General features: G+C 73.4%; 21 protein-coding genes and 3 tRNA genes. 13 read left to right on the forward strand and 11 right to left on the reverse strand.

Annotated features, from left to right (window positions below):
- Positions 1-267 precede the first annotated feature (267 nt).
- Complete coding sequence (locus ACFYP3_RS26320) at positions 268-1,530, reverse strand: MFS transporter (RefSeq protein WP_388837215.1); 1,263 nt, start codon at positions 1,528-1,530, stop codon at positions 268-270.
- Positions 1,531-1,745: 215 nt separating this feature from the next.
- Between ACFYP3_RS26320 and ACFYP3_RS26325 the strand changes: the two genes are divergently transcribed.
- Both ACFYP3_RS26325 and ACFYP3_RS26330 read left to right on the forward strand, forming a co-directional pair.
- Complete coding sequence (locus ACFYP3_RS26325; protein ID WP_388837218.1) at positions 1,746-2,903, forward strand: glutamate--cysteine ligase; 1,158 nt, start codon at positions 1,746-1,748, stop codon at positions 2,901-2,903.
- Between the two features lie 185 nt (positions 2,904-3,088).
- Positions 3,089-4,705 (forward strand): MFS transporter, encoded by a 1,617-nt coding sequence (locus ACFYP3_RS26330; protein ID WP_388837221.1) that lies wholly within the window; start codon positions 3,089-3,091, stop codon positions 4,703-4,705.
- Positions 4,706-4,795: 90 nt separating this feature from the next.
- Here the strand turns inward: ACFYP3_RS26330 and ACFYP3_RS26335 are convergent.
- From ACFYP3_RS26335 to ACFYP3_RS26345, 3 genes are all read right to left on the reverse strand, one after another.
- Positions 4,796-4,869, reverse strand: a tRNA-Ile gene (locus tag ACFYP3_RS26335).
- Between the two features lie 191 nt (positions 4,870-5,060).
- A tRNA-Asn gene (locus tag ACFYP3_RS26340) sits at positions 5,061-5,133 on the reverse strand.
- A 5-nt stretch (positions 5,134-5,138) separates the two neighbouring features.
- Positions 5,139-5,211, reverse strand: a tRNA-Asn gene (locus ACFYP3_RS26345).
- A gap of 145 nt (positions 5,212-5,356) precedes the next feature.
- On the opposite strand from ACFYP3_RS26345, the gene ACFYP3_RS26350 reads away from it, so the two are divergent.
- The 5 genes from ACFYP3_RS26350 to ACFYP3_RS26370 all read left to right on the forward strand — a co-directional run bounded on the left by ACFYP3_RS26350 (position 5,357) and on the right by ACFYP3_RS26370 (position 11,703).
- Entirely contained in the window at positions 5,357-5,656 is a 300-nt protein-coding gene (locus ACFYP3_RS26350; RefSeq protein WP_030711052.1) for a hypothetical protein, read from the forward strand.
- 98 nt (positions 5,657-5,754) lie between these two features.
- Positions 5,755-7,212, forward strand: coding sequence for an FGGY family carbohydrate kinase (locus ACFYP3_RS26355; protein ID WP_388837224.1), 1,458 nt, complete (start codon positions 5,755-5,757; stop codon positions 7,210-7,212).
- Between the two features lie 151 nt (positions 7,213-7,363).
- Entirely contained in the window at positions 7,364-9,097 is a 1,734-nt protein-coding gene (locus ACFYP3_RS26360) for an ABC transporter ATP-binding protein (protein ID WP_388837227.1), read from the forward strand.
- Positions 9,094-11,070, forward strand: a complete 1,977-nt coding sequence (locus tag ACFYP3_RS26365; RefSeq protein WP_388837230.1) for an ABC transporter ATP-binding protein — start codon at positions 9,094-9,096, stop codon at positions 11,068-11,070. Before ACFYP3_RS26360 ends, ACFYP3_RS26365 begins: the two co-directional genes overlap by 4 nt.
- Positions 11,071-11,187: 117 nt before the next feature.
- The gene (locus tag ACFYP3_RS26370; RefSeq protein ID WP_388837233.1) at positions 11,188-11,703 is read left to right on the forward strand and encodes a GNAT family N-acetyltransferase; all 516 of its coding nucleotides are present in this window, start codon (positions 11,188-11,190) and stop codon (positions 11,701-11,703) included.
- Between the two features lie 52 nt (positions 11,704-11,755).
- On the opposite strand, the gene ACFYP3_RS26375 is transcribed toward ACFYP3_RS26370, so the two are convergent.
- The 4 genes from ACFYP3_RS26375 to ACFYP3_RS26390 form a co-directional block, all read right to left on the reverse strand.
- Positions 11,756-12,808: an RNA polymerase sigma factor gene (locus ACFYP3_RS26375; RefSeq protein WP_365476945.1), complete on the reverse strand. Its 1,053-nt coding sequence runs from the start codon at positions 12,806-12,808 to the stop codon at positions 11,756-11,758.
- Between the two features lie 278 nt (positions 12,809-13,086).
- The gene (locus tag ACFYP3_RS26380) at positions 13,087-15,162 is read right to left on the reverse strand and encodes a molybdopterin oxidoreductase family protein (protein WP_388837236.1); all 2,076 of its coding nucleotides are present in this window, start codon (positions 15,160-15,162) and stop codon (positions 13,087-13,089) included.
- 135 nt (positions 15,163-15,297) lie between these two features.
- Complete coding sequence (locus ACFYP3_RS26385; protein WP_388837239.1) at positions 15,298-16,059, reverse strand: glucose 1-dehydrogenase; 762 nt, start codon at positions 16,057-16,059, stop codon at positions 15,298-15,300.
- Positions 16,060-16,147: 88 nt separating this feature from the next.
- Positions 16,148-16,855 carry a vancomycin high temperature exclusion protein gene (locus tag ACFYP3_RS26390; RefSeq protein WP_388837242.1) on the reverse strand — a complete coding sequence of 236 codons (708 nt, stop codon included), beginning with the start codon at positions 16,853-16,855 and terminating at the stop codon, positions 16,148-16,150.
- A gap of 351 nt (positions 16,856-17,206) precedes the next feature.
- Here ACFYP3_RS26390 and ACFYP3_RS26395 point away from each other — a divergent pair, with 351 nt between their 5' ends.
- The 4 genes from ACFYP3_RS26395 (at position 17,207) to dnaG (ending at position 22,590) form a co-directional block, all read left to right on the forward strand.
- Positions 17,207-17,926: a sirohydrochlorin chelatase gene (locus ACFYP3_RS26395; RefSeq protein ID WP_388837244.1), complete on the forward strand. Its 720-nt coding sequence runs from the start codon at positions 17,207-17,209 to the stop codon at positions 17,924-17,926.
- A gap of 37 nt (positions 17,927-17,963) precedes the next feature.
- A complete protein-coding gene (locus tag ACFYP3_RS26400; RefSeq protein WP_388837247.1) occupies positions 17,964-19,289 on the forward strand; it encodes a deoxyguanosinetriphosphate triphosphohydrolase in 1,326 nt (441 codons plus the stop codon).
- Between the two features lie 93 nt (positions 19,290-19,382).
- Entirely contained in the window at positions 19,383-20,657 is a 1,275-nt protein-coding gene (locus ACFYP3_RS26405; protein ID WP_388837250.1) for an NAD(P)/FAD-dependent oxidoreductase, read from the forward strand.
- 34 nt (positions 20,658-20,691) lie between these two features.
- The gene (gene dnaG / locus ACFYP3_RS26410; RefSeq protein ID WP_388837253.1) at positions 20,692-22,590 is read left to right on the forward strand and encodes a DNA primase; all 1,899 of its coding nucleotides are present in this window, start codon (positions 20,692-20,694) and stop codon (positions 22,588-22,590) included.
- Positions 22,591-22,596: 6 nt separating this feature from the next.
- Here dnaG and ACFYP3_RS26415 read toward each other — a convergent pair whose 3' ends face one another.
- The gene (locus ACFYP3_RS26415) at positions 22,597-23,061 is read right to left on the reverse strand and encodes a gamma-glutamylcyclotransferase family protein (protein ID WP_388837256.1); all 465 of its coding nucleotides are present in this window, start codon (positions 23,059-23,061) and stop codon (positions 22,597-22,599) included.
- 349 nt (positions 23,062-23,410) lie between these two features.
- Between ACFYP3_RS26415 and ACFYP3_RS26420 the strand changes: the two genes are divergently transcribed.
- Together ACFYP3_RS26420 and ACFYP3_RS26425 are read left to right on the forward strand one after the other, a co-directional pair.
- Entirely contained in the window at positions 23,411-23,953 is a 543-nt protein-coding gene (locus tag ACFYP3_RS26420; protein WP_388837259.1) for a hypothetical protein, read from the forward strand.
- A 129-nt stretch (positions 23,954-24,082) separates the two neighbouring features.
- Positions 24,083-24,799, forward strand: coding sequence for a class F sortase (locus ACFYP3_RS26425; RefSeq protein WP_388837262.1), 717 nt, complete (start codon positions 24,083-24,085; stop codon positions 24,797-24,799).
- Positions 24,800-24,817: 18 nt separating this feature from the next.
- On the opposite strand, the gene ACFYP3_RS26430 is transcribed toward ACFYP3_RS26425, so the two are convergent.
- Together ACFYP3_RS26430 and ACFYP3_RS26435 are read right to left on the reverse strand one after the other, a co-directional pair.
- Positions 24,818-25,594 carry a sulfite exporter TauE/SafE family protein gene (locus tag ACFYP3_RS26430; protein ID WP_388837265.1) on the reverse strand — a complete coding sequence of 259 codons (777 nt, stop codon included), beginning with the start codon at positions 25,592-25,594 and terminating at the stop codon, positions 24,818-24,820.
- 36 nt (positions 25,595-25,630) lie between these two features.
- Positions 25,631-25,912: a hypothetical protein gene (locus ACFYP3_RS26435; protein ID WP_388837268.1), complete on the reverse strand. Its 282-nt coding sequence runs from the start codon at positions 25,910-25,912 to the stop codon at positions 25,631-25,633.
- Between the last annotated feature and the right edge of the window lie 36 nt (positions 25,913-25,948).

A 25,948-nucleotide genomic window follows, 5' to 3' on the forward strand; every position in this document is an offset into this window, starting at 1 on the left:
CCCCCCCCCCCCCCCCCCCCCCCCCCCCCCCCCCCCCCCCCCCCCCCCCCCCCCCCCCCCCCCCCCCCCCCCCCCCCCCCCCCCCCCCCCCCCCGGCCCCCCCGCCGACCCCGCCCGAGCGGCGCAGCCAACCGGCGCCCGCCCCCACCACAACCGACCCCCACCCCGACCCCGCCCAAGCGGCGCAGCCAACCACAACCGACCCCCGCCCCCCCCGACCCCGCAAGCGCGGCGCAGCCGACCGGTACGGCCCAGCGGTCCCAGCGACTACGCCTCGGGCGTCCTCGCGTCGTACGGCGCGAAGTTCCGCCACCGCAGGGCCAGCAGCCCCAGTACGAGCACGCACGCCAGACCCCCGCCCGTCACGGCGAGGGCCGGGGAGGTGAGGTCGGCGGTGCTGCCGGCGATGAAGTCACCGAGCCGGGGCCCGCCCGCGACGACCACGATGAAGACGCCCTGGAGCCGGCCCCGCATCTCGTCGGGCGTGGCGGCCTGGAGCATCGTGCTGCGGAACACCATCGAGACGGTGTCCGCGGCCCCGGCGAGGGCCAGGAAGAACAGCCCGAGCCACAGGTTCCGGGTGAGTCCGAACGCGGCGATGGCCAGTCCCCAGCCGGCGACGGAGAGCAGGATCGCCAGCCCGTGCCGCCGGATGCGGCCCTGCCAGCCGGAGAACAGCCCGCCCAGCAGCGCCCCGGCGGCGATCGCGGCCACCATCAGGCCGACGGTCTTCGCGTCGCCGCCGTACCAGAGCACGGCGGCGGCCGGGAACAGCGCCTTCGGCTGCGCCAGCACCATGGCGGACATGTCGGTGAAGAAGGTCATCCGGATGTTGGGCCGGGTCCCGAGGAAGCGCAGTCCGTCGACCACGGAGGCCCGGCCCCGGGCCTCCTCGGCGCGGTCGGGCCTCATCGACGGCAGCCGCCACATCGCGTAGAGCGCGGCCGTGAAGGTCACGGCGTCGATCAGGTACGCCGTCTCGTAGCCGCCGACGGCGACGATCAGCCCGCCCAGTGCGGGGCCGACCATCGTGCCGAAGGTCATGGTCACGGAGTTCAGGGCGTTGGCGGCGGGCAGCTGCTCGGCCGGCAGCAGCCTCGGGATCATCGCGGACCTCGCCGGTCCGGTGAGCGCCCCGCACACCGCCTGGAGGGCGACGACCCCGTACAGGAACCAGACCCGGTGGTAGTCGAGCAGCGCGGCCCCGGCGAGGGCGACCGACAGGGCGGCGGCGCCGAGGGAGCTGTAGAGGCCGAGCTTGCGCCGGTCCACGGTGTCGGCGATGGCGCCGCCGTAGAGCCCGAAGACGACGAGGGGGACGAGCGAGAAGAGCCCGACGAGCCCGACGGAGAAGCTGGACCGGGTGATGTCGTAGACCTGGAGCGAGATCGCGAGGGCCGTCATGGCCTGGCCGACCCAGGAGATCGTGCCGCCGACCCACAGCCGGCGGTAGTCCGCGGACGTGCGCAGCGGGGTGAGGTCGGCGAATATTCGCCGCCGGGGGCGGGTGGGAGCGGTCGTCGGAGGCACAGGGGATCCTAACCGCCGGCCCTTCGGCGTCCCGAGCGGTTATTGCGTGGCTTCACACACGGGCAACAGTCGCCCCATGCGGCCCGGCGGTCCCGCCGCGGATGGCGTCTTGCCGGTAACTCGCCACTATCACCGGACATTTGACTGAATCGGCGTGCGCTCCTCACCTCGTGTTCAGCTCATGATGAAAAGACTCGTATGTCCAGGGAGGCGTAGTGATCGAACCTGGCAACAGCACCACGAGCACGGGCACGACGCAGAAAACGGTGCGCCCCGCCGTCCCCCTCACCGTCGGCGTCGAGGAGGAGTTCCTGCTCGTCGACGCCCGCACGTTCCGGGTGGTCCCCGCCGCCCCGCTGGTCCTCGCGACGGCCGGCGGGCTGCCGGGCGAGCTGCACCCCGAGGGCACCCGCTACCAGGTGGAGATCTCCACCCCGATAGCCCATTCCGCGGCCGCGCTGCGCACCGAACTGGCCGCCCTGCGGCGCACCCTCGGCCGGGCGGCCCGCGCCCACGGCTGCCGGCTGCTGGCCGCGCCCTCGCCGGTGGTCGCCGTGGAGGGGCCGCTGCACCTGACCGACGACGAGCCGCGCCAGCGCGAGCAGCACCGCCGCTTCGGCGCGCTCACCGACACCCTGGTCAGCTGCGGCCGGCACATCCACATCGGCACGCTCGACGTGGACACCGCCGTGGCGGTGTCCAACCGGATCAGACCGTGGTTGCCCACGCTGATCGCCCTGGCGGCCAATTCGCCGTTCTGGGGCGGCCGTGACACGGGGCATGCCAGCTGGCGGGCGATGGCCTGGTCCGGCTGGCCCTCGGCGGGGCTGCCGCCGCACTTCACGTCGACCGCCCACTTCCGGCGTTCGGTGCAGACGCTGCTCGGCTCCGGGGCGGCCCTGGACATCAAGATGGTCTATTGGGACCTCCGCCCGTCGGGGCACTGGCCGACGCTGGAGATCCGGGCGCCCGACATGTCCCCGAACATCGACTCGGCGATCCTCCAGGCCGAACTGGCCCGTGCGCTGGTCTCCACGGCCCTGCGCGAGATCGAGGAGCGGCGTCCGGAGCCGGCCGTACGGGACGACGTACTGCGCCTCGCCCGCTGGCGGGCGGCGCACGACGGACTGGAGGGCTTCGGGCTCGACCCGTACACGGGCACGGAACTCCCCGCGGCCGACCTCGCGGAGGCCCTGCTGGACCTGGTCGCACCGGACCTGGCCGCCGCCGGCGACCTCGACCACGCGGCCAAGGCCCTGGCGGGCCTGCTGCGCGACGGCTCGGGCGCCCACCGCCAACGCGCGGCCTTCGCCCGCCGCCAGGACCTGACGGACGTACTGCGCCACCTCGCGGACGAGACGGAGGACTTCTAGCCGGTACCACAAGCCCCGGAGTGGCCCGAGCCGCGGGTGCGGTCCGCTTCCGCGGCTGCGGCGCGCAGGAGGACGGGCCGGGCCCGCCGGCCCGGGCGCGGCGCCCGCCACGGCGCAGCCGCTGTCCGGTCGACAGTGCGGCGGGTCGGTCCTGCGCGCCCTCGGGCGACTGGGAGCATGCGTCCATGTCATCCCGGGCAGGCACCACCGAGAGTTCGGCGAAGGCGGGCACCGTCCTGTTGACGCTCGCGTCCGGTCAGTTCCTGATGGCGCTCGACAGCTCCGTCATGAACGTCTCCATCGCCACCGTCGCCGAGGACGTGGGCACGACGGTGACGGGGATCCAGGGCGCGATCACCGCCTACACCCTCGTGATGGCGATGTTCATGATCCCCGGTGGGAAGGTCGGGGCGCTGATCGGCCGCAGACGCGCGTTCATGATCGGCTGCTGCATCTACGGGGCCGGCTCCCTCACCACGGCGCTCGCGCCGAACCTCCCCGTGCTGCTGCTGGGCTGGGCGTTCCTGGAGGGAGTCGGCGCCTCGCTCATCCTGCCCGCGATCGTCGCACTCGTCGCCGGCAACTTCGCCGTCGAACGCCGCCCCGCCGCCTACGGGCTGGTCGTGGCGGCAGGGGCGATCGCGATCGCGGTGGGGCCCCTCGTCGGCGGCATCGCGACGACGTACTTCTCCTGGCGGTGGGTCTTCGCCGCGGAGGTTCTGGTGGTGCTCGCCATCCTCGTGCTCGCGCGCCGCGTCGCGGACGCCCCGCCCGGTGAACGTCGGGGCATCGACTTCGTCGGCGCCGTCCTCTCCGCGCTCGGGCTCGGGATCTTCGTCTTCGGCGTGCTCCGCTCGGACGAATGGGGCTGGTTCCAGCCGAAGCCCGACGCGCCCGCGTGGATCGGCGTGTCCCTGACGACGTGGCTGATGCTGCTGGGCCTGGCCCTGCTCTGGCTCTTCCTCCGCTGGGAGGCCCGGGTCGTGGAGCGGGGCGGGGATCCCCTCGTCGATCCCGGGATGCTGCAGAACAGGCAGCTCACCGGCGGCCTGACGATGTTCTTCTTCCAGTACCTCGTGCAGATGGGCGTGTTCTTCCTCGTCCCGCTCTACCTGTCCGTCGCCCTGGGCCTGTCGGCGCTGGAAACCGGGGCCCGCCTCCTGCCGCTCTCGGTGAGCCTGCTGGCGGCCGCGGTCCTGATCCCACGCCTGCTCCCGGACGTCTCGCCGCGGCGCGTGGTGCGGCTCGGGATCCTCGCACTGCTCGCGGGCGCGGTGGTGCTGATGGCCGCGCTCGACCTGGACGCCGGGGCGGAAGTCGTCACGGTCCCCCTGCTGCTGATCGGGCTCGGCATGGGGGCGCTGGCGTCCCAGCTGGGGTCGGTCACCGTGTCCGCGGTGCCGCAGGAGCAGAGCGCTGAAGTCGGCGGCGTGCAGAACGCCGTCACGAACCTCGGCGCCTCGATCGGCACGGCACTCGCCGGATCGATCATGATCGCCGCGCTCACCACCTCCTTCCTGAGCACCATCGCGGCGAATCCGGCGGTCCCGGACAGCGTCACGAACCAGGCGTCCGTCCAGCTCATGAGCGGCGCACCGTTCCTGTCCGACGCCCAGTTGGAGACCGCCCTCGACGCAGCCGGCACGAGCCCGGAGGTGTCCCGGGCGGCACTGGACGCGAACGCCGACGCCAGGCTCGACGGTCTGCGCGCGGCGCTCGCCATCCTGGCCTTCGCCGCGCTCATCGCCCTGTTCTTCACCCACCGGATCCCGTCGGCCCAGCCGCGCTCGCCGGAGCCGTAGCCGGTGCCCGCGCGCGCCGGTTCCCGCACCGGCCGTTCCTGAAAACGCCGAAGCCGCAGGTGCGATCGTTTCTGCACCTGCGGCTCGCAGTGGGGCGGGTGGGACTCGAACCCACGGCCGACGGATTATGAGTCCGCTGCTCTAACCGGCTGAGCTACCGCCCCTTCACGGCGTGGCGCGTACACGTGTGCGCGCCGTCTGCCGCAGCATAGCCGCTCATACGATCTCCTGCCTCGGATGCCTCGCATGATCGGCTTCGCCTGTTCAGAGAGACCGCGCTGAGGGCTGCCCGGTTCCCCGGACGGGGTGACAAAGAAAAGAAGAGGACCCCGTGGGGCCCTCTTCTTCTTCCTTGCTCCCCCGGCTGGACTCGAACCAGCAACCCTCCGGTTAACAGCCGAATGCTCTGCCAATTGAGCTACAGGGGACCGCGCTCCCCCGACTGGACTCGAACCAGTAACCTGCCGGTTAACAGCCGGCTGCTCTGCCAATTGAGCTACAGGGGATTGCTGCGGTGCATCGAACAGCCCACCTCCGGCCTTGCCGGGGGGCGAGTGCCCGTTGCGAGTCATAGATTAGCGCAAGCAGGGGGGTGCTCCGCCAATCGGTATCGGCAGCAGGCCGGGCACCACACGACGAAGGGTGACAGGCATGCGGTACAAGGTCACGTTCGTGGTCGGACTGGCCCTCGGGTACGTGCTCGGGACCCGGGCCGGGCGCGAGCGCTACGAGCAGCTGAAGAAGTCCGCACGCGAGGTCGCGCAGAACCCGGCGGTGCGCAACGCCGCCGAGACCGCGGGCCACACCGGGCGCGAGTACGCCGGCAAGGCCTTCGCCGCGGTGAGCGAGAAGGTCGGCGACGCCGTGCCCGCCTCGCTGGCCGGGCGGGTACGGGGACTGCGCGACCGGTCCGGCGGCGGCGAGGACGACTGGGGCACGAGCAACACCTGAGGCGTCAGGCGTCCGCCGGGTGGGGTTCCCGGGACCGGTGAGGTTCCGGGGGCTCCGCAGCGGTCGAGACCGGCCCCGCGTGCGGCAGAATCCTCCACATGGGGATAGTCGCCGGGCTGGACAGCTCTTCCGCCTTCACACGCATCGTCGTCTGTGACACCGAGACCGGCGCCGTGCTGCGCCAGGGGTACGCGCCCCATCCGCAGCCCACGGGCGAACCCGACGGCGCCAGCCCCCACGAGACCGATCCACAGGCCTGGCTGCTCTCCCTCGGCGAGGCCGCCGGCGGCGGGCTCCTCGAAGGAGTCCAGGCGATAGGGGTCTCCGCGCAGCAGCACGGCCTGCTGCCGCTGGACCCGCAGGGCGGGCTGGTCCGCCCCGCCCTCGTCGGCAACGACAAGCGCCCCCAGGTCGCCGCCGTCGACCTCACCGAGGCACTCGGCGGCCGGCAGGCCTGGACCGAGGCCGTGGGCTCGGTCCCGCACGCCGCGCAGCCGGTCGCGAAGCTCGCCTGGCTGGCCCGCAACGAACCCGACGCGGCCCGCAGGGTGGCCGTGCTGATGTCCCCGCACGACTGGCTGGTCTGGCAGCTGCTGGGCCGGCCGGCCCGGCGGACCACCGACCGGGGCGGCGCCTCCGGCACCGGGTACTGGTCGGCGGCTTCCGGAGCCTGGCGGCCCGACCTGGTGGAGCTGGCGCTCGGGCACCGGGCGCTGCTGCCCGAGGTGCTCGGCCCGGCCGACACCGCCGGGACCACGCCCGAGGGGCTCCTCATATCCGCCGGCACCGGCGAGACGATGGCCGCCGCGCTCGGGCTGGGGCTGGGCCCCGGCGACGCGGTGGTCTCGCTCGGCGCCTCCGGTTCGGTGATGGCGGTGCACCACGAGGCGCTGTCGGAGCCGGGCGGACTGATCACCTCGCTGGCCGACGCCACCGGCATGCACCTGCCCGTGGTGAACACCTCCAATGCGGTACGGGCCCTGCGCGGCACCGCCGAGCTGCTGGGCACCGATCTGGAGGGGCTGTCCGAGCTCGCGCTGAAGTCGACGCCGGGCGCGCACGGCCTCGTACTCCTGCCGTACCTGGAGGGTGAGCGGACGCCGAACCTGCCGCACGCCGCCGGGACCCTGTCCGGGCTGCGCCGGGACTCGATGAAGCCGGAGCACCTGGCCCGGGCCGCGTTCGAGGGCATGCTCTGCGGGCTGGTGGACGCGCTCGACGTGCTGCGCTCGCGCGGCGTCGAGATCCGCCGGGTCTTCCTGCTGGGCGCGGCGGCCGAGCTGCCCGCCGTACAGGCCGCGGCTCCGGGGCTGTTCGGGACGCAGGTCGTGGTACCGGCGCCGGCGGACTACGCGGCGCTGGGCGCGGCGCGGCAGGCGGCCTGGGCGCTCGGCGTGGCGCAGGGCACGCTGTCGCCGCACACCCCGCCGCTCTGGCCGGCCCCCGCGGCGCAGGTCTTCGAGCCGGGCGAGGAGTTCCCCGCGTGGCAGGGGGTGCGCCAGCAGTACGTCGCGACGCGCGAGCAGATCCACCCCGGGGCTTTCCCGGGGGCGTGAGGGGGCTCGGGTCGGCCGGGTCGGCCGGCCCAGGGCCGCGCGCGGTGGCCTACTCCTTTTGACCGGCCTTTGCGAAATCCGCTGGGGATCGATGGGCCGGTTGGCCCAAGATGGGGTGAACCCCCTCGATCATGCCGACCGGAGCCTGCGCGTGCTCATACGACTTCTGCGGACCCATCTGGGTCTGTACCGGAAACCCATCGCGGTGCTGGTCCTGCTGCAGCTGCTGCAGACCAGCGCCAGCCTCTACCTCCCCACCCTCAACGCCGACATCATCGACACGGGTGTAGTCAACGGTGACACCGGCTACATCCTCCGCTTCGGCGCCCTGATGCTCGGCGTCTCCCTCGTCCAGCTCGTCTGCAACGTCGGAGCCGTCTACTACGGCGCCCGGACGGCGGCGGCCTTCGGGCGGGACGTCCGCGCGGCCGTCTTCGACCGCGTGCAGAGCTTCTCCGCACGGGAGCTCGGCCAGTTCGGCGCGCCGTCGCTGATCACCCGTACGACGAACGACGTGCAGCAGGTCCAGATGCTGGTGCTGATGACCTTCACCCTGATGGTCTCGGCCCCGATCATGTGCGTCGGTGGCATCGCCATGGCGCTCTCGCTGGACGTGCGGCTGTCGGGCGTGCTGCTCGCCGTGGTCCCGGTGCTCGGGATCGCGGTCGGCACCATCGTCTACAAGACGCGGCCGCTGTTCCGCCAGATGCAGGACCGCCTGGACACCGTGAACCGGGTGCTGCGCGAGCAGATCACCGGCAACCGGGTGATCCGGGCCTTCGTGCGCGACGACTACGAGAAGGACCGTTTCCGCGAGGCCAACGCCGACCTGACCGGCGTCTCGCTGGCCTCGGGCAAGCTCCTGGCGTACATGTTCCCCACGGTCATCGTGGTCGTGAACATCTCCAGCGTCGCCGTCATCTGGTTCGGCGCGATGCGCGTCGACAGCGGCGGCATGGAGATCGGCCAGCTGACGGCCTTCCTCGCCTACCTGATGCAGATCGTCATGTCCGTGATGATGGCCACCTTCATGTTCATGATGGTGCCGCGGGCCGAGGTCTGCGCCGAGCGCATCCAGGAGGTCCTGGACACCGAGTCGAGCGTGGTCCCGCCCACCGACCCGGTGCGCAAGCTGCTGCGCCGGGGCGTGCTGGAGCTGCGCGGCGCGGACTTCGGCTATCCGGGTGCCGAGTCCCCGGTGCTGCGCGGGGTGAGCCTGGTGGCCCGCCCCGGCGAGACCACGGCGGTGATCGGCTCCACCGGAAGCGGCAAGTCCACGCTGCTGGGCCTGGTCCCGCGGCTGTTCGACGCGACCGGCGGTGAGGTGCTGGTCGACGGGGAGGACGTACGCCGGCTGGATCCGGAGCTGTTGGCCCGGACGGTCGGCATGGTCCCGCAGAAGCCCTACCTGTTCTCCGGCACGATCGCGTCCAACCTGCGCTACGGGCGCCCGGACGCGAGTGACGAAGAGCTGTGGCAGGCGCTGGAGGTGGCCCAGGCCAAGGAGTTCGTGTCCGCGCTGGAGGGTGGCCTGGAGGCCCCCGTCACCCAGGGCGGAACCAATGTCTCCGGCGGCCAGCGCCAGCGTCTGGCCATCGCCCGCACCCTCGTGCAGCGTCCGGAGATCTACCTGTTCGACGACTCCTTCTCGGCCCTGGACTACGCGACGGACGCGGCGCTGCGCGCGGCGCTCGCCCGCGAGACCGAGGACGCGACCGTGGTCATCGTCGCCCAGCGGGTCTCCACGATCCGTGACGCCGACCGGATCATCGTCCTGGACGAGGGCCAGGTCGTGGGCGAGGGGCGCCACCACGAGCTGATGGCCGGCAATGAGACCTATCGGGAGATCGTGCTCTCCCAGCTGACGGAGGCGGAGGCCGCATGAGCGGGCCCGGAGGACGAATGATGATGGGGCCGGCCGCTCGGTCCATGGACTTCAAGGGCTCGGGCAAGCGGCTGCTCGGCCAGCTCGCGCACGACCGCGCCAAGATCTGGGGCATGGTCGCGGCCGTCGTCGGCAGCGTCGGCTGCGCGGTGGTCGGCCCGAAGATCCTCGGCGAGGCCACCGACCTGGTCTTCGCCGGGATCGTGGGCCGCGAGATGCCGGCCGGGCTCACGAAGCAGCAGGCCCTGGACGGCCTGCGCGCCAAGGGCCAGGACGGCATGGCGGACATGCTCTCCGGCACCGACTTCACCCCGGGGCAGGGCATCGACTTCGGCGCCGTCGGGGTCGTGGCGATCTGGGCGCTGGTGGTCTTCACCCTGGCCGGCCTGCTGATGCTGGTCGCGACCCGGCTGTCGAACCACGTCATGAACGGCACCGTCTACCGGATGCGCGAGGAGCTCCAGGCGAAGCTGTCGCGGCTGCCGCTGTCGTACTTCGACCAGCAGAAGCGCGGCGAGGTGCTGAGCCGGGCCACCAACGACATCGACAACATCGGCCAGACGATCCAGCAGACGATGGGTCAGCTGCTGAACTCGCTGCTGACGATCGTCGGCGTGCTCGCGATGATGTTCTGGATCTCGCCGCTGCTGGCCCTGGTCGCGCTGCTGACCGTGCCGCTGTCGGTCTTCGTCGCGGCGAAGATCGGCAAGAGGTCGCAGCCGCAGTTCGTGGCGCAGTGGAAGACGACCGGGACGCTCAACGCCCACATCGAGGAGATGTACTCGGGGCACAACCTGGTGAAGGTCTTCGGCCGGCAGCGGGAGTCCGCGGCCGTCTTCGCCGAGCAGAACGAGGCGCTCTACCGGGCCTCCTTCAAGGCGCAGCTGGTCAGCGGCATCATGCAGCCGGTGATGTTCTTCATCTCGAACATCAACTACGTGCTGATAGCCGTCGTCGGCGGGCTGCGGGTCGCCTCCGGCACCCTGTCGATCGGTGACGTGCAGGCCTTCATCCAGTACTCGCGGCAGTTCTCGATGCCGTTGACGCAGGTCGCCTCGATGGCCAACCTCGTGCAGTCCGGGGTCGCCTCGGCGGAGCGGGTCTACGAGCTGCTGGACGCGTCGGAGCAGGAGGCGGACGCCGAGGTTCCGGAGCGTCCGGAAGAGCTGCGCGGCCAGGTCACCTTCGACAAGGTGGCCTTCCGCTACGAGCCGGACAAGCCGCTGATCGACAACCTCTCCCTGTCGGTCGAGCCGGGCCAGACGGTCGCGATCGTCGGCCCGACGGGCGCCGGCAAGACGACGCTCGTGAACCTGCTGATGAGGTTCTACGAGGTCACGGGCGGGGAGATCGCGCTCGACGGGGTGGACATCGCGAAGATGACGCGCGAGGAACTGCGCGCGGGCATCGGGATGGTGCTCCAGGACACCTGGCTGTTCGGCGGCACCATCGCGGAGAACATCGCCTACGGTGCCGGAGTAGGAGGGGGTGCGCGAAGCGCACTCGGTCAGGGTGGTGGCGGGCGACGGGCGGGCGAGGTCACGCGCGCCGAGATCGAGGAGGCGGCGCGGGCCGCGCACGCGGACCGTTTCATCCGCACCCTGCCGGACGGCTACGACACCGTCCTGGACGACGAGGGCGCGGGCGTCAGCGCGGGCGAGAAGCAGCTGATCACCATCGCCCGGGCGTTCCTGTCGGATCCGGTGATCCTGGTGCTCGACGAGGCGACGAGCTCGGTGGACACCCGTACCGAGGTGCTGATCCAGAAGGCGATGGCGCGCCTCGCGCACGGCCGTACGTCCTTCGTGATCGCGCACCGGCTCTCCACGATCCGCGACGCGGACGTGATCCTGGTGATGGAGAGCGGCTCGATCGTGGAACAGGGCACGCACGAGGAGCTGCTGGCCTCGGACGGCGCGTACGCGCGGCTGTACGCGGCGCAGTTCGCGCAGGCGGTCGTCGAGGTCGAGTAGTCGACCGGGGCGGCCCGCCGTGCGGCGCGGGGCGCGGGGGCGCTCGGGTGCGTTGACGGGCCCGGGCGCCCCGACACGGCGGGGTCGGCGGCGCGAGGGCGTGGCTAGCATGACGGCATGGCATTGGACGTGGTGATACGCCCGGCCCGGGCGGCGGACGAGCACGAGATCCTGGAGCTGCACCGCTCGACGTGGTCGCGCGTGAGCGAGCCCGGGCCGAAGCGTCCGCCCGACGCGGCCCTCTTCGACGAGCGCCACCCCGTGGAGGGCTTCCTCGTCGCGGAACACGGGCGCGGGGTCGTCGGGTACATCGCCCACGCCCCGGCCAGTCCCCTCGCGTCCAATCGGCACGTCCGGCACATCCAGGGGCTGGCCGTCCTCGATGCGGCCCGCGGCAGCGGGATCGGGCAGGCCCTCGTCGAGGCCGCCTGTGCCGCCGCCCGGGCCGGTGGGGCCCGTCGCATGACCCTGCGCGTGCTCGGCCACAACGGGCCGGCGCAGCGGCTCTACCGGCGGTGCGGCTTCGCGGTGGTCGGCGTGCTGCCCGAGGAGTTCCTGCTGGACGGGGCCTATGTCGACGACGTCTGGATGAGCCGGAGCCTGTCCGACCGCGACGGGGCCGCGCACCCGTAGCCGGGAACGGGGTGGGGGCGCCTGGCGGGACGCCCCCCTTTCCCGTCGGCCGTCAGTCCAGGTAGCCCCTGAGCTGGTCGGCGAAGGCGTGGTCGCGGAGCTTGTTGAGGGTCTTGGACTCGATCTGGCGGATCCGCTCGCGGGTCACGCCGAAGATCCGGCCGATCTCCTCCAGGGTGCGCGGGCGCCCGTCGGCGAGCCCGTAGCGCAGCTGCACGACCTTGCGTTCGCGTTCGCCGAGGGTCGACAGGACCGCTTCCAGGTGCTCGCGCAGCAGGAAGAACGCGGCCGACTCCACGGGGGAGGCGGCGTCCCCGTCCTCGATGAGGTCGCCGAGGGCCACGTCGTCCTCCTCGCCGACCGGCGCGTGCAGCGAGACCGGTTCCTGGGCGAGGCGGAGCACCTCCATGACCCGCTCGGGGGTCAACTCCAGGTGGACGGCGACCTCTTCGGCGGTGGGCTCGTACCCGCGCTCCTGGAGCATGCGGCGCTGGACGCGCACGACGCGGTTGATCAGCTCGACGACGTGGACGGGCACCCGGATCGTCCGGGCCTGGTCGGCGAGGGCCCGGGACATCGCCTGCCGGATCCACCAGGTGGCGTAGGTCGAGAACTTGTACCCGCGGGCGTAGTCGAACTTCTCGACGGCCCGGATGAGTCCGAGGTTCCCCTCCTGCACGAGGTCGAGCATGGTGAGTCCGCGGCCCACGTAGCGCTTCGCGACGGAGACGACGAGCCGCAGGTTCGACTCGATGAGGCGGCGTTTGGCCATCCGCCCCATGACGACGAGCTTGTCGAGGTCCAGGGCGAGCCGGGAGTCGAGATCGGGGGTGTTGCCGAGCTTCTCCTCGGCGAACAGCCCGGCTTCGACGCGTCGCGCGAGGTCGACCTCCTCGGCGGCGGTCAGCAGGGGGATCCTGCCTATCTCACGGAGGTACTGCCGGAACAGATCGGCGGAGGGACCCGCTCCGCCCCCGCCGTCGCTGTTGCCGCGCCTGCGCGGCGCGGGCACCGGATCGATCAGCTCCGGTACCTCGGGCTCTTCGTCCACGGCCTTGGCCTCCGAGGACTCGCTCACGTTCACGGTCAGGGTCCGGGTCTGCACGGGGGCGACCTCCAGGGCTCCGAGGACGGGGGCACCGCCCTCAGTGTGGGGTACGACACATCGCGGCCACGAGGGGCGTGCGAGCACTTTCTGCGTCCGGTGCGTGACCGGATGGTTACCCCCCGCCGGGAACCCCGATGCGGATCGGACGCATGTCCGAGACGATCGGCTCCCGGTCTGCGGACGCACCCCCCGTGAGGTGCCCGCCGCGCGGCCGCGGCGCCCCCGGACCGCCTCGCCGTGTCAGCCCGAGGAGACGCGGGCCCGACGGCGCCTGATCAGGCCGGCTCCACGCGGACCGCGCAGACCTTGAACTCCGGCATCCGGGAGACCGGGTCGAGGGCCGGGTTGGTCAGGGTGTTGGCGCGGCCCTCGCCCGGCCAGTGGAAGGGCATGAAGACGGTGTCCGCGCGGATGGTGTCGGTGATCCGGGCCGGGGCCACCGCGCGGCCGCGCCGGGAGGTCACGGCGAGGGGGCTGCCGTCGACCGCGCCGATGCGGGCGGCGAGGCGCGGGTGGAGTTCCACGAAGGGGCCGGGGGCCGCCGTGTTGAGCTCCTCCACCCGCCGGGTCTGGGCGCCGGACTGGTACTGGGCGACCACGCGCCCGGTGGTGAGCAGCACCGGGTACTCGGCGTCGGGGACCTCGTCGGCGTCGCGGTGGGAGACGGGGACGAAGCGGGCCCGGCCGTCGTCGGTGGCGAAGCGGTCCAGGAAGAGGCGCCGGGTGCCCGCGGAGCCCTCGGGGCAGGGCCAGAACACGCCCTGTTCGGCCTCGATGCGGGCGTAGGTGATGCCGGAGTAGTCCGCCGGGCCGCCGGCGGAGGCGCGGCGCAGTTCCTCGAAGACCTCCTCCGGCGCGGTCGGGAAGCCCTTCTCGATGCCCATCCGGGCGGCGAGTCCGTGGAGGACGTCCAGGTCGGAGCGGACGCCCGGGGGCGGGGTCAGGGCGCGGCGGCGGAGCAGGACGCGGCCTTCGAGGTTGGTGGTGGTGCCGGTCTCCTCGGCCCACTGGGTGACCGGGAGGACCACGTCGGCGAGGGCCGCCGTCTCGGACAGGACGACGTCGGCGACCGCGAGGAAGTCCAGCGAGCGGATGCGGTCCTCGACGTGGGCGGCGCGGGGGGCGGACACCACCGGGTTGGAGCCCATCAGGAGCAGGGCGCGGACGTCCGTGCCGAGGGCGTCGAGGAGTTCGTACGCGCTGCGGCCGGGGCCGGGGAGGTCGTCGGGGTCGACGCCCCAGACCTGCGCCACGTGCGCGCGGGCCGCGGGGTCGGTGAGCTTGCGGTAGCCGGGGAGCTGGTCGGCCTTCTGGCCGTGCTCGCGGCCGCCCTGGCCGTTGCCCTGCCCGGTGAGGCAGCCGTAGCCGGAGAGCGGGCGGCCGGCCCGGCCGGTGGCGAGGCAGAGGTTGATCCAGGCGCCGACGGTGTCGGTGCCCTTGGACTGCTGCTCGGGGCCGCGGGCGGTGAGGACCATGGCGGATTCGGGGGCGCAGAACAGGGCGACGGCCTCGCGGAGCCTGGGCACGGGGACGCCGGTGATGCGTTCCACCAGCTCGGGCCAGTGGGCCATGGCGGCCGCCCGGGCCTCTGCCCAGCCGGTGGTGCGGGCGGCGATGAACTCCTCGTCCGTGCGCCCTTGGGCGACGATCAGGTGCAGCAGGCCGAGGGCGAGCGCGAGGTCGGTGCCCGGGCGGGGCGCGAGGTGCAGGTCGGCCTGTTCGGCGGTGCGGGTGCGGCGCGGGTCGATGACGATCAGGGTGCCGCCGTTGGCCTTGAGCTCGGTGAGGTAGCGCAGGGCGGGCGGCATGGTCTCGGCCAGGTTCGAGCCGACGAGGATGACGCAGCCGGTGCGCGGGACGTCCTCCAGCGGGAAGGGCAGTCCGCGGTCGAGCCCGAAGGCCCGCTGGTGCGCGGCGGCGGCCGAGGACATGCAGAAGCGGCCGTTGTAGTCGATCTGCGAGGTGCGCAGGGCGACGCGGGCGAACTTGCCGAGCGCGTAGGCCTTCTCGTTGGTGAGCCCGCCGCCGCCGAAGACCCCGACCGCGTCCGGACCGTGCGCGCGGCCCGTGCGGGCGAGGCCCTCGGCGACGGCGTCGAGGGCCTCCTCCCAGGTGGCCGGCTCCAGCCGCCCGGCGTGGGTGCGGACGAGCGGGCCGGTCAGGCGCACCCGGGAGGAGAGCACGGCGGGGGCGGTGCGGCCCTTGCCGCACAGCGCGCCCCGGTTCACGGGGAAGTCGGCCCGTTCCTCCACCGTCACGCCCGCGCCGCCGTCCGCGGGGCGCAGGTTCATGCCGCACTGCAGCGCGCAGTACGGGCAGTGCGTGGCGGTGACCGGCTCCGGGGTGTGCATGCGACCAGGCTGCGCCGCCGGTGTTACGCGGACCGCAGCGCCGCGTTACGGGCCGGGATGCTCCGCCTCAGCGCGGCCCGGTGGCGCCGGTGAGGAAGCCGCGGCGGCGGGGGGGGCGGGCCTGCGGGGCGGGGGCTATTGGCCCGTCAGGTACTTCACCGTCAGGCCCGCGGTCCAGCCGCCGTCCACCGCCAGCTCGGCGCCGGTCACGTAGCCGGCGGCGTCCGAGAGGAGGAAGGCGATCGCGGCGGCGATCTCCTCGGGGACGCCGACGCGGCCCAGCGGGGTGCCGGGGTAGTTGCCCTCGCCCGCCCGGATGCCGACGGGGGCGGTCATCGGGGTCAGCGTCATGCCGGGGTGGACGGAGTTCACGCGGATCCCGGCCTCGGCGAGCTCGACCGCGCCGATCTTCGACAGGCCGCGCACGCCCCACTTGGAGGCCCCGTACCCGGCGGTGAGGGCGAGGCCGGTCAGGCCGGCGGCGGAGGAGATGTTGACGATGGAGCCGCCGCCGTTCGCGCGCAGCAGCGGGATGGCGGTCTTGATGCCGATGAACACGCCGACCAGGTTGATCTCGACGACCTGGCGGAAGTGCTCGACGCTCTCGTGTTCCAGGAACCGGCCGGTGGCTATGCCGGCGTTGTTCACCAGGCCGTCCACGCGGCCGAACTCGGCGACCGCGTACTCCAGCGCCGCCCGCCAGTCCTCCTCGCTGGTCACGTCGTGCCGCAGGAAGCGGGCGGCGTCGCCCAGCTCGGCGGCGGTCTCGGCGCCCTCCGCCTCCAGGATGTCGGTGATCAGCACCCTGCCGCCGCCGTCGACGACGGCCTGCGCGGCCGCGGAGCCCAGGCCGCGGGCGCCGCCGGTGATGACGACGACCTTGTCGCTGAGATCCACACCAGCCACGGTTCCACACCCCTGACGCTCGAACGGACGGCCCGGACCGGCTCCCCCATATGACTATTCGAAATAGCCGGTGCGGGCGTCAGTCTGCCAGAGCGGCCAGGGCCCGCGACACCCCCTGCTCCTTCGGTCCGAGGAACCGCGGGGCCGGCTTGAAGGCCGCGTCCAGCGCCGCCTTGCCGGCCGCGAAGACCTCGCGGGTCTCGCCGTAGTACCAGGTGGCGTCGTGCACGTCGGCGACCCCGACGCCGTACGAGTCCAGGCCCGCCGCCTGGCAGAGGGCGACGGCCCGGCGGATGTGGAAGCCCTGGGTGACCAGCACGGCCCGCTCGACCCCGAAGACCTTCTTGGCCCGCACGCAGGAGTCCCAGGTGTCGAAGCCGGCGTAGTCGCTGACGATCTGCGTGTCCGGCACCCCCTTCCGCGTGAGGTAGGCGCGCATCGCGTTCGGCTCGTCGTAGTCGGTGCGGCTGTTGTCGCCGGTGACCAGCACGACCTTGACCTTGCCGGTGCGGTACAGCTCGGCGGCGGCGTCGAGCCGGTCGGCCAGGTAGGGGGTGGGTCGGCTCCCCAGCAGGCCCGCCCCGAACACCACGGCCACCTGGGAGGCCGGCGCGTCCGCCGTGGTCCGCAGCCGGTCGGCGGCCGCCGCGTGCATCCACGCCGAGGGCAGCAGCGCCAGCACGCAGCCCGCCATGACGGTCTGCACCGCGATCCTCCGGGCCCGTACGGTGCGCAGCGCGGCCGCCGTCCGGCTCCACGTGACTCTCGGCAGGTGCGGTCCGCGCATGATCCATCCCCTGGTGTCTCGACTGCTCTTCCCCTGGTCAGGACGTCGCCGGGGGCCGCTTGGTTCGCCGGCCCTCCCGGCCGGGCCGCGCACGGATCCCGGTGGGGGCGCCAGGAGCGGGCGCGGGCCGCCGACATCCGGGCGGACGGCCCTGTGAGCACCCGGCAAAGACCCGTCACCCCCGCGCAACGCACCGGCAACGTCCGGCGCGCAGGATCGGTTCATGACGGAGCCGGTGCACCCTCCCGAGTTTCCCGCCCTCCCCTTCGACAGCGCGGCCGAACTCCTCGGCCGCATCACCCTCCAGCTGGGCACCCAGCTCAGCGGCCTGCGCCGACCCGGAGTCCGCCCATGCAGCCCACCCTCGTCGCCGTGGCCCACGGCAGTCGCGACCCGCGCGCCCCGCACACCGCCCTCGCCCTCCTCGAACGGGTCCGCGAGCTCCGTCCCCGGCTCGACGTCCGGCTCGGCCACATCGAGCTGAACGAGCCGCTGCTCGACTCCGTCCTCGGGGAGCTGCGCGGTGCGGCGGTGCTCGTCCCGCTGCTGCTCGGCCGCGGGTACCACGTCAAGCGCGACCTGCCCGCGGCCGCCGGCCGGGCCGCGCACCTGCGCACCCGCGTCGCCGCCCCGCTGGGCCCGCACCCGCTGCTCGTCGAGGCCCTGTACGAGCGGCTCGTGGAGGCCGGCTGGAGCGCCGGCACCGCGGTCGTGCTCGCCGCGGCCGGTTCCCGCGACCCCGACGCGGCGGCCGACACCCGCCGCACCGCGGCCCTGCTCGCCGAGCGCCTCGGTGGTGTCCCGGTGGTCCCGGCCTACGCCTCGGCCGTCGCGCCGAGCGCCCCCGAGGCGGTCCGCGCCCTGGCCGCCCGCGGCCACCACCGGATCGCGGTGGCCTCGTACTTCGCCGCTCCCGGCCGGTTCGCCGCGCAGAGCGCCGCGGCGGCGCCCGCGCTCGCCGCCGCCCCGCTGGGCGATCACCCGGCCCTGGCCCGCCTGCTGCTGCACCGCTACGACGAGGCCCTCGCCCACCCCTCCCGACCCGTGCGGCCGGAACTCGTCTCCGCCTGATCCCGGTTTGTCAGTCATTCCGGTTACCGTCTCTTCCATGGAAGGCACCGCGCAGGCCCCGGCAGACGACCACGACGACCTCTACGACGCAGCGGACACCGAGCGTTGGGCCGCCGAACCCGACAAACGGCCCGGCCGGACCGCCTTCCAGCGCGACCGCGCCCGTGTGCTGCACTCCGCCGCGCTGCGCCGCCTCGCCGGGAAGACCCAGGTCGTCACGCCGGGCACCCGCTCGTACGACTGGGACGCGAGTCCCCGTACCCGCCTCACCCACTCCCTGGAGTGCGCCCAGGTCGGGCGGGAGCTCGGCGCCGCGCTCGGCTGCGACCCCGACCTGGTCGAAGCCGCGTGCCTGTCGCACGACATGGGCCACCCGCCCTTCGGCCACAACGGCGAGGAGGCGCTCAACGAGTTCGCCAAGGACTGCGGGGGCTTCGAGGGCAACGCCCAGTCGCTGCGCCTGCTGACCCGGCTGGAGCCCAAGCGGTTCGTGCCCGACCCGGCGAGCGGCGAGCTCGTCAGCGTCGGCCTCAACCTCACCCGGGCCTGCCTGGACGCCGCCACCAAGTACCCGTGGGCCCGCGGGGACCACCCGACCGACCCCGGCTCGGTGAAGTTCGGGGCGTACGAGGACGACCTGCCCGTCTTCGCCTGGCTGCGCCGCGGCGCGCCCGCGGACCGCAAGTGCTTCGAGGCGCAGGTCATGGACTGGGCGGACGACGTCGCGTACTCCGTCCACGACTTCGAGGACGGCCTGCACGCCGGCCACCTCGATCCCAACCTCCTCTTCGCCGAGCCCGAGCGCACCGCGATCTGGCGGGTCGCCATCGGCCGGTACGTGCCCGCCGACACCGAGCCGGAGGAGCTGCGGGCCGCCCTGGACCGGCTGATGGAGGAGGAGTGGTGGCCGCACGGGTACGACGGTTCGGCCGTCGCCCAGGCCCGGCTGAAGGACGCGACGAGCCAGCTGATCGGCCGTTTCTGCCTGGCCGCCGAGGGCGCCACCCGTGAGGCGTACGGTTCCGGCCGCCTCACCCGCTACGGTGCCGAACTGGTGGTCCCCCGCGAGGCGCGCAACGAGTGCGCCGTGCTCAAGGCGGTCGCCGACCTGTACGTCATGCAGCGCGACGAGCAGGAGCGGATCCGCGCCGACCAGCGCATCGTCCTGGCCGAACTCGCGGAGGCGCTGAGCGCCCGGGCACCCGAGGGGCTGGACCCGCAGTTCCGGGCGATCTTCGACGCCGCGCCGGACGACCGGGCCAGGAAACGGGCGGTCATCGACCAGATCGCGTGTCTCACCGACGCAGCCGCCCGTTCCCTGCACGCACGTCTCACGCGGCGCACCCGACGCGCCGATGGGTGAGCCGATCGCGCCACTCCCCCTTCACGCGGCAGGCTCAGTGCGGGACGCTCGCATGTGGTCGCATGTGGCGGAGAGGTAATGAGGAGGCATCAGGTGGTCGACGCACACCGGACGTTCGTCATTGTCGGCGCAGGGCTCGCCGGGGCGAAGGCGGCCGAAACGCTGAGGTCCGAGGGGTTCACGGGGCGGGTGATCCTGATCGGCGACGAGCGCGACCACCCGTACGAGCGGCCCCCGCTGTCCAAGGGCTACCTGATGGGCAAGGAGGACCGCGACAGCGTCTTCGTCCACGAGCCGTCCTGGTACGCGGCCTCCGACATCGAGCTGCACCTCGGCCAGCCGGCGGTGCAGCTCGACCGGGACGCCAAGAAGGTGGTCCTCGGCGACGGCACGGCCCTGCACTACGACAAGCTGCTGCTGGCCACCGGCGCCGAACCGCGCCGCCTGGACATCCCCGGCACGGGGCTCGCCGGGGTGCACCACCTGCGGCGCCTCGCGCACGCCGAGCGGCTGAAGGGGGTCCTCGCCGGTCTCGGCCGGGACAACGGCCACCTGCTCATCGCGGGCGCCGGATGGATCGGCCTGGAGGTCGCCGCCGCGGCCCGCGGGTACGGCGCGGAGGTCACCGTCGTCGAACCGGAGGCCACGCCCCTGCACGCGGTGCTCGGCCCGGAGATCGGCCGGCTCTTTAGCGACCTGCACACCGATCACGGGGTGCGCTTCCACTTCGGGGCGCGGCTGACCGAGATCGTGGGTCAGGACGGCATGGTGCTGGCCGCCCGCACGGACGACGGGGAGGAGCACCCGGCCCACGCGGTGCTCGCCGCGATCGGGGCCGCGCCGCGGACCGCGCTCGCCGAGACCTCCGGGCTGGCCCTGGTCGACCGGGAGCACGGCGGCGGGATCGCCGTGGACGACTCCCTGCGCACCTCCGACCCGGACGTCTACGCGGTCGGGGACGTGGCCGCCGCCCACCACCCGGTGCTCGGGACCCGGCTGCGGGTCGAGCACTGGGCCAACGCGCTGAACGGCGGTCCGGCCGCCGCGCGGGCGATGCTGGGCCGGGAGGTCAGCTACGACCGGGTGCCGTACTTCTTCTCCGACCAGTACGACGTGGGCCTGGAGTACTCGGGGTACGCGCCTCCGGGGGGCTACGACCAGGTGCTGATCCGCGGGGACGCGGGCAAGCGGGAGTTCATCGCCTTCTGGCTCTCCGAGGGGCGGGTGCTGGCCGGGATGAACGTGAACGTGTGGGACGTCACCGACCAGATCCAGTCCCTGATCAGGTCGAAGACGCCGGTGGACCGGGAGGCCCTCGCGGATCCGTCGGTTCCGCTTGAGTCGCTGGTCACGGCGGAGGGTGCCTGACAGGTTTGCCCGCGCCCGGCCGTAGACTTCACGGGTGGCTGGACGGATCAATGACGACGACGTGAAGGCGGTACGGGACGCGGTCCCGATCGACGCCGTCGTCTCCGAATACCTCCAGCTGCGCAACGCCGGCGGCGGCAACCTCAAGGGCCTGTGCCCCTTCCACGACGAGAAGTCCCCGTCCTTCCAGGTCAGTCCCGCCAAGGGCCTGTACCACTGCTTCGGCTGCCAGGCGGGCGGGGACACCCTCGACTTCGTCATGAAGATCGACCACCTCTCGTTCTCGGAGGCGGTCGAGCGCCTGGCCGGCCTGGCCGGCATCACCCTGCGGTACGAGGAGGGCGGCTACACCTCCGGCACCAGCGGCCGCGGTGACCGCATCCGGCTGGTCGAGGCCCACAAGGCCGCCGCCCAGTTCTACGTCGACCAGCTCGGCAGCCCCGAAGCGGAGATCGGCCGCAAGTTCCTGGCGGAGCGCGGCTTCGACCAGGCCGCGGCCGCCCACTTCAGCGTGGGCTACAGTCCGGCCGGCTGGGACCACCTGACCCGCTTCCTGCGCGGCAAGGGCTTCACCGACAAGGAACTGATCACCTCCGGGCTCGCCCAGGACAGCCGCAGCGGCAAGCCCATCGACCGCTTCCGCGGCCGGCTGATGTGGCCGATCCGCGACATCAGCGGCGAGGTCGTCGGCTTCGGCGCGCGCAAGCTGCGCGACGACGACAACGGCCCCAAGTACCTGAACACCCCCGAGACCGCGATCTACAAGAAGTCCCAGGTGCTCTACGGCATCGACCTGGCCAAGAAGGAGATCGCGAAGACCTCCCGGGCGGTCGTGGTCGAGGGCTACACCGACGTCATGGCCTGCCACCTCGCCGGCGTCACCACCGCCATCGCCACCTGCGGCACCGCTTTCGGCGGGGACCACATCAAGATCCTGCGCCGGCTGCTCATGGACAACGCGACCGCCGAGGTGATCTTCACCTTCGACGGCGACGCGGCGGGCCAGAAGGCGGCGCTGCGCGCCTTCGAGGACGACCAGAAGTTCGCCGCCGAGACCTCCATCACCATCGCCCCGGGCGGGATGGACCCCTGTGACCTGCGGCTCGCCCAGGGCGACGCGGCCGTCTCGGGGCTGGTGGAATCCCGCACCCCGCTGTTCGAGTTCGCGCTGCGGCACATCGTCTCCCGGCACAACCTGGAGAACCCGGCGGGCCGCGCCGCCGCGCTGGCCGAGGCCGCGCCGGTCGTCGCGAGCATCAAGGACCTCTCGATCCAGCACGAGTCCGCGGTGCAGCTGGCCGGGATGCTGGGCATCCTCGACGAGCAGTTCGTCGTCAAGCGGGTCGCACAGCTGGCCCGGTGGGCGCGCGAGCGCGGCAACCAGCCCCAGCAGCAGGGCCGGGGCCGCCCCCAGGCGCCGGCCCCCGCCGCGCCGTCGCCGGTCGGTGGCGGACCCGCACTGAACCTGCGCAGTCCCGCCCACCGCACCGAGCGGGAGCTGCTCAAGCTGGCGCTCCAGCGGCCCGCGCTGGTCTCCCCCGCCTTCGACGCGTACGGGATCGACGAGTTCACCGCCCCGCCCTACGCCGCGGTCCGCCAGGCCATCCAGGACGCGGGCGGCGCCGCGCAGGCCACCGACGACTACCTGGCCCGCGTCCGCGACGCCGCCCCGAACGACACCGTCCGCGCGATGGTCACGGAGCTGGCGGTGGAGGCCATCCACACCAAGACGGTGGACGAGGTCTACGCCGGGGTCCAGCTGGTCCAGGTCCGCCTGCGCGCCGTCGACCGCCGGGTCCTGGAGATCCAGGGCGCCATGACCCGCCTGAGCCCGCAGGCCCCGCCGGAGCAGCACGCGGCGGTCCAGGAAGAGCTGTGGGTGCTCCAGCAGTACGGCCAGCGCCTGCGCAACCGCGGCGCCGAGGGCCTCTGACCGCCGCTACTGCGTCCCGGCCCGGCCCCGGCGCCCGAACCAGTCGCCGCCCGGTATCTCGGTCCCCGATTCCCGCAGGTCGCGGGCGAGCAGCGGGGCCGCCAGGTAGACCCAGGCCCGGACCGGGCTGCCGTCGGGGCGCAGGGCGCGGCGGGCGATCCTGTCGTAGACGTTGCCCGGGCGGTCCGGGCCCCCGTACTCCTCCAGTACGTCCAGCGCGGCCAGCAGCTCCCCGTACGCGCCCGGCGCCGCCGTGATCAGCTCGCCGACGACGGCCGAGCCGGGCCGGTGCACCGCGTACGGGTATCCGGGGCCGTCGTAGAGCACCGCGTCCGGGAGGGTGGCGGGCTCCTCCGAGGCGGTGCGGCCGCGTAGGAAGAGGGCGTGGTTGACCTCGCCGGGACGCAGGGTGCCGTAGACGAAGAACGGGAGCGGGGCGGTCGGGTCTTGTGGCCGTTCGACCGATGTCACGGGGCCCTCCCTCGGGTTGGGGCGCAGCGTCCGCCGGCCGGGCCGAAGGTCCCGACTTCCCTGCGCCCCACCACCGTACGCACCGCTGTCACCCCACCTCCCGGCGCCCGTGACCCGGGGCCGTCCGGCGCCGGGGACGACCGTGCCGGTGGCGCTCCCGCCGGGTGGGCGTCACCCGGACGGCGCGGACCGCGCGGACGGCCCGGATGGCGGTATGAGCGGCCCTGACCTGCGGAGAGGGCTCGCGCGTGGGCCGCGTACGGGCATACCTGACGGGACATCAGCAGGCGGGCGGCGGCCCGGCCGGGTTATCTCGGAAGCACGACCCCGTGTCTTCAGGAGAGCTCCCATGCGCCGACGTACCGCACACGTGCTGACCGCGACCGCGCTGACCGCCGCCGCGTTCACCGGGCCGGTCGCCGGCGCGGTCGCCGCCGTGGACCTGGGCATGGTGGCCTTCGCGCCCGGGGACTTCGCCCGGCTGGAGGTGTGGCCCAAGTCCGCCGCCCCCGCAACCACCGTGACCGTGAACACCACCGCGTGCGGGTCCGGCAGTCACGCGGAGGGCGATGCCACCACGGTCGGCGGCGGCCGGTTCAAGCTGGTCCCGGGCACCCACAAGGAGGTGGTCGTGGGGCAGTTCCAGGTGGCCCACGGCACCCGGCCCGGCACCTACGGCATCGGCGCGACCTGCGCGAACGGCAAGTTCGCCACCGGCGACCTGGTCGTCACCGAACGCGGCCCGCAAGGCCACGTCCACACCGGGGTGGGCGGTGGCACGACCACCACCACCGACCCCGCCAAGATCGCGGCGGGAGCTGCCGTACTGGCCGCTGCCGCCGTCGGCGGTACCTGGCTCCTGCGTCGCCGGGCGAGCGGCACGCGGAGCTGACGGACGCCCACCGCGGCTCCGGCCGCGGTCCGACCGGTACCGTCCCCCGTCGCCCGCCCCGCGAGGTCCCCCCGTTCGCGGGGCCGGGCGACGGCCAGTCACCCCGAAACGGAAGCCGAGGGGGTACGCATGGGTGGCGAATTCGGTGGGGTCCGGGGCCCCGACCGGCAGCCCTGGCCCCCGCCCGGCGGCCGCCCCGGATCCACCGCGCGCCTCCCGTCCCGGGGCATCCGCCCGACCGCCCGTCACGGGGGACTCGTCGCGCTCGCCGCCTGCATCGGCATCTGGCTCGTCACCAGCGGTTCCCGGGAGCCGGTGGGCCCGCCGCTGCCCTCCCCCGCCGAGGCCCTGACCGCCGCCGGCATCATGGGCCCGGGCATCGCCCCGCTCCCCGGCTCCCCGCCCGACAGGATCCGGATCCCCTCCATCCGCGTGGACGCGCCGCTGACCGGACTGGGTCTGGAGCGGGACGGCAGCCTCGAAGTGCCCCCACCGGAGCGGCGCGACCTGGCCGGCTGGTACCGCGAGGGCACCACCCCGGGCGCCACCGGCACGGCCGTCATCGCCGGGCACGTGGACGACGCCGCCGGGCCGGGGGTCTTCTACCACCTGGGTGCGCTGCGCCGGGGGGCCACGATCGAGATCCCGCGCGCGGACGGCCGTACGGCGGTGTTCACGGTCCACGCGGTCGAGGTCTACGACGCGAAGGCCTTCCCGGACACCCGGGTGTACGGCCCTTCGGCGCGGGCCGAGCTGCGGGTGATCACCTGCGGCGGCGGTTTCTCTCCGCGCACCGGTTACCGCGGCAACGTGGTCGTCTTCGCGCACCTCACCGGGACGTACTGACCTCGGGGGCGCAAGAGCCTAGCCCCACTGCTCGAAGCCGAGCTTGACCACCAGCGCGCCCACGACGGTGAGCAGCACGCCGCGGACGAAGCCGCTGCCCTTCTTGAGCGCCATGCGGGCGCCGATCATGCCGCCGGCGAGGTTGAAGACCGCCATGAGCGCGGCGAGCTGCCAGAGCACCATGCCCTGGTAGGCGAACATCGCGAGCGCTCCCGCGTTGGTGCAGCAGTTGACGATCTTGGCGGTGGCGGAGGCGGTGACGAGGTCCAGGTGGAGCAGCGCCGTGAGCGCGAGCACCAGGAAGGTGCCGGTGCCGGGCCCGATGAGGCCGTCGTAGAAGCCGATGCCGAGGCCGGCGAGCGCGATGGCGAGGAGCACCCGTTGCCGGCTGACGGGCGTGGTCGAGGGGGCGGTGCCGAAGCCCGGCTTGAAGATCACGACGCCGGCGACGATCACGAGCACGCCCATGATCAGCGGGCGGAGGGCGTCCTTGCTGATGCCGCCGGCGAGCGCGGCGCCGCCCATCGAGCCGGCGAGCGCGGCCAGGCCGATGCGGACAGCGAGCTTCACGTCCACGGGCGCCTTGCGGACGTAGGTGACCGCGGCGCCCGCCGTGCCGACGATGGCCACGGCCTTGTTGGTGCCGAGGACGGTGGCGGGGTGGGCGTTCGGCAGGCCGAGCAGGAGTGCGGGCAGGAGCAGCAGGCCGCCGCCGCCCACCACGGCGTCGATCCAGCCGGCCGCCGCCGCTGCCACGCACAGGATAATGATCATGGTCGTTGATATGTCAGGCACGACATGACCCTATGGAGCTGTCAGGTGCAGGCACCATCAATCCTCGGAAACTTGCGCAAAGGTTGAGCTTTGCCGGGCCGGCGCCCGGTCCGGAGCCACCGGGGCCGCCGGGTCCAGCACCGCCGTGAGCACGCTCGCGGCCAGCACACTGGCCGCCCCCAGCCCCGCGGCCAGGCGCCGCGCCGGCGGTACGGCGGCCAGCGCGGCCAGCCCGGCCCGCACCACCGAGGGCCCGCGCGGCTTGCGGTGCCGGGCCGCGGCGGCCGGAGCCCGGCCCCCGACGGGTACGGACAGGGCGACGTGCAGCGGGTGACGCATGGGCGGTGACTCCTCGGGGAAGGCCGGACGGGCGGG

It is taken from the genome of Streptomyces sp. NPDC005533, assembly GCF_042871845.1.
In the GTDB taxonomy this organism is placed as follows: domain Bacteria; phylum Actinomycetota; class Actinomycetes; order Streptomycetales; family Streptomycetaceae; genus Streptomyces.

Bases quoted from the DNA above. Each gene is read 5' to 3' on its own strand.
- ACFYP3_RS26330 (WP_388837221.1), top strand. From the start codon at position 3,089: ATGTCATCCCGGGCAGGCACCACCGAGAGTTCGGCGAAGGCGGGCACC.
- ACFYP3_RS26350 (WP_030711052.1), top strand. From the start codon at position 5,357: ATGCGGTACAAGGTCACGTTCGTGGTCGGACTGGCCCTCGGGTACGTG.
- ACFYP3_RS26355 (WP_388837224.1), top strand. From the start codon at position 5,755: ATGGGGATAGTCGCCGGGCTGGACAGCTCTTCCGCCTTCACACGCATC.
- ACFYP3_RS26365 (WP_388837230.1), top strand. From the start codon at position 9,094: ATGAGCGGGCCCGGAGGACGAATGATGATGGGGCCGGCCGCTCGGTCC.
- ACFYP3_RS26370 (WP_388837233.1), top strand. From the start codon at position 11,188: ATGGCATTGGACGTGGTGATACGCCCGGCCCGGGCGGCGGACGAGCAC.
- ACFYP3_RS26380 (WP_388837236.1), bottom strand. From the start codon at position 15,162: ATGCACACCCCGGAGCCGGTCACCGCCACGCACTGCCCGTACTGCGCG.
- ACFYP3_RS26390 (WP_388837242.1), bottom strand. From the start codon at position 16,855: ATGCGCGGACCGCACCTGCCGAGAGTCACGTGGAGCCGGACGGCGGCC.
- ACFYP3_RS26395 (WP_388837244.1), top strand. From the start codon at position 17,207: ATGCAGCCCACCCTCGTCGCCGTGGCCCACGGCAGTCGCGACCCGCGC.
- ACFYP3_RS26400 (WP_388837247.1), top strand. From the start codon at position 17,964: ATGGAAGGCACCGCGCAGGCCCCGGCAGACGACCACGACGACCTCTAC.
- ACFYP3_RS26420 (WP_388837259.1), top strand. From the start codon at position 23,411: ATGCGCCGACGTACCGCACACGTGCTGACCGCGACCGCGCTGACCGCC.
- ACFYP3_RS26425 (WP_388837262.1), top strand. From the start codon at position 24,083: ATGGGTGGCGAATTCGGTGGGGTCCGGGGCCCCGACCGGCAGCCCTGG.
- ACFYP3_RS26435 (WP_388837268.1), bottom strand. From the start codon at position 25,912: ATGCGTCACCCGCTGCACGTCGCCCTGTCCGTACCCGTCGGGGGCCGG.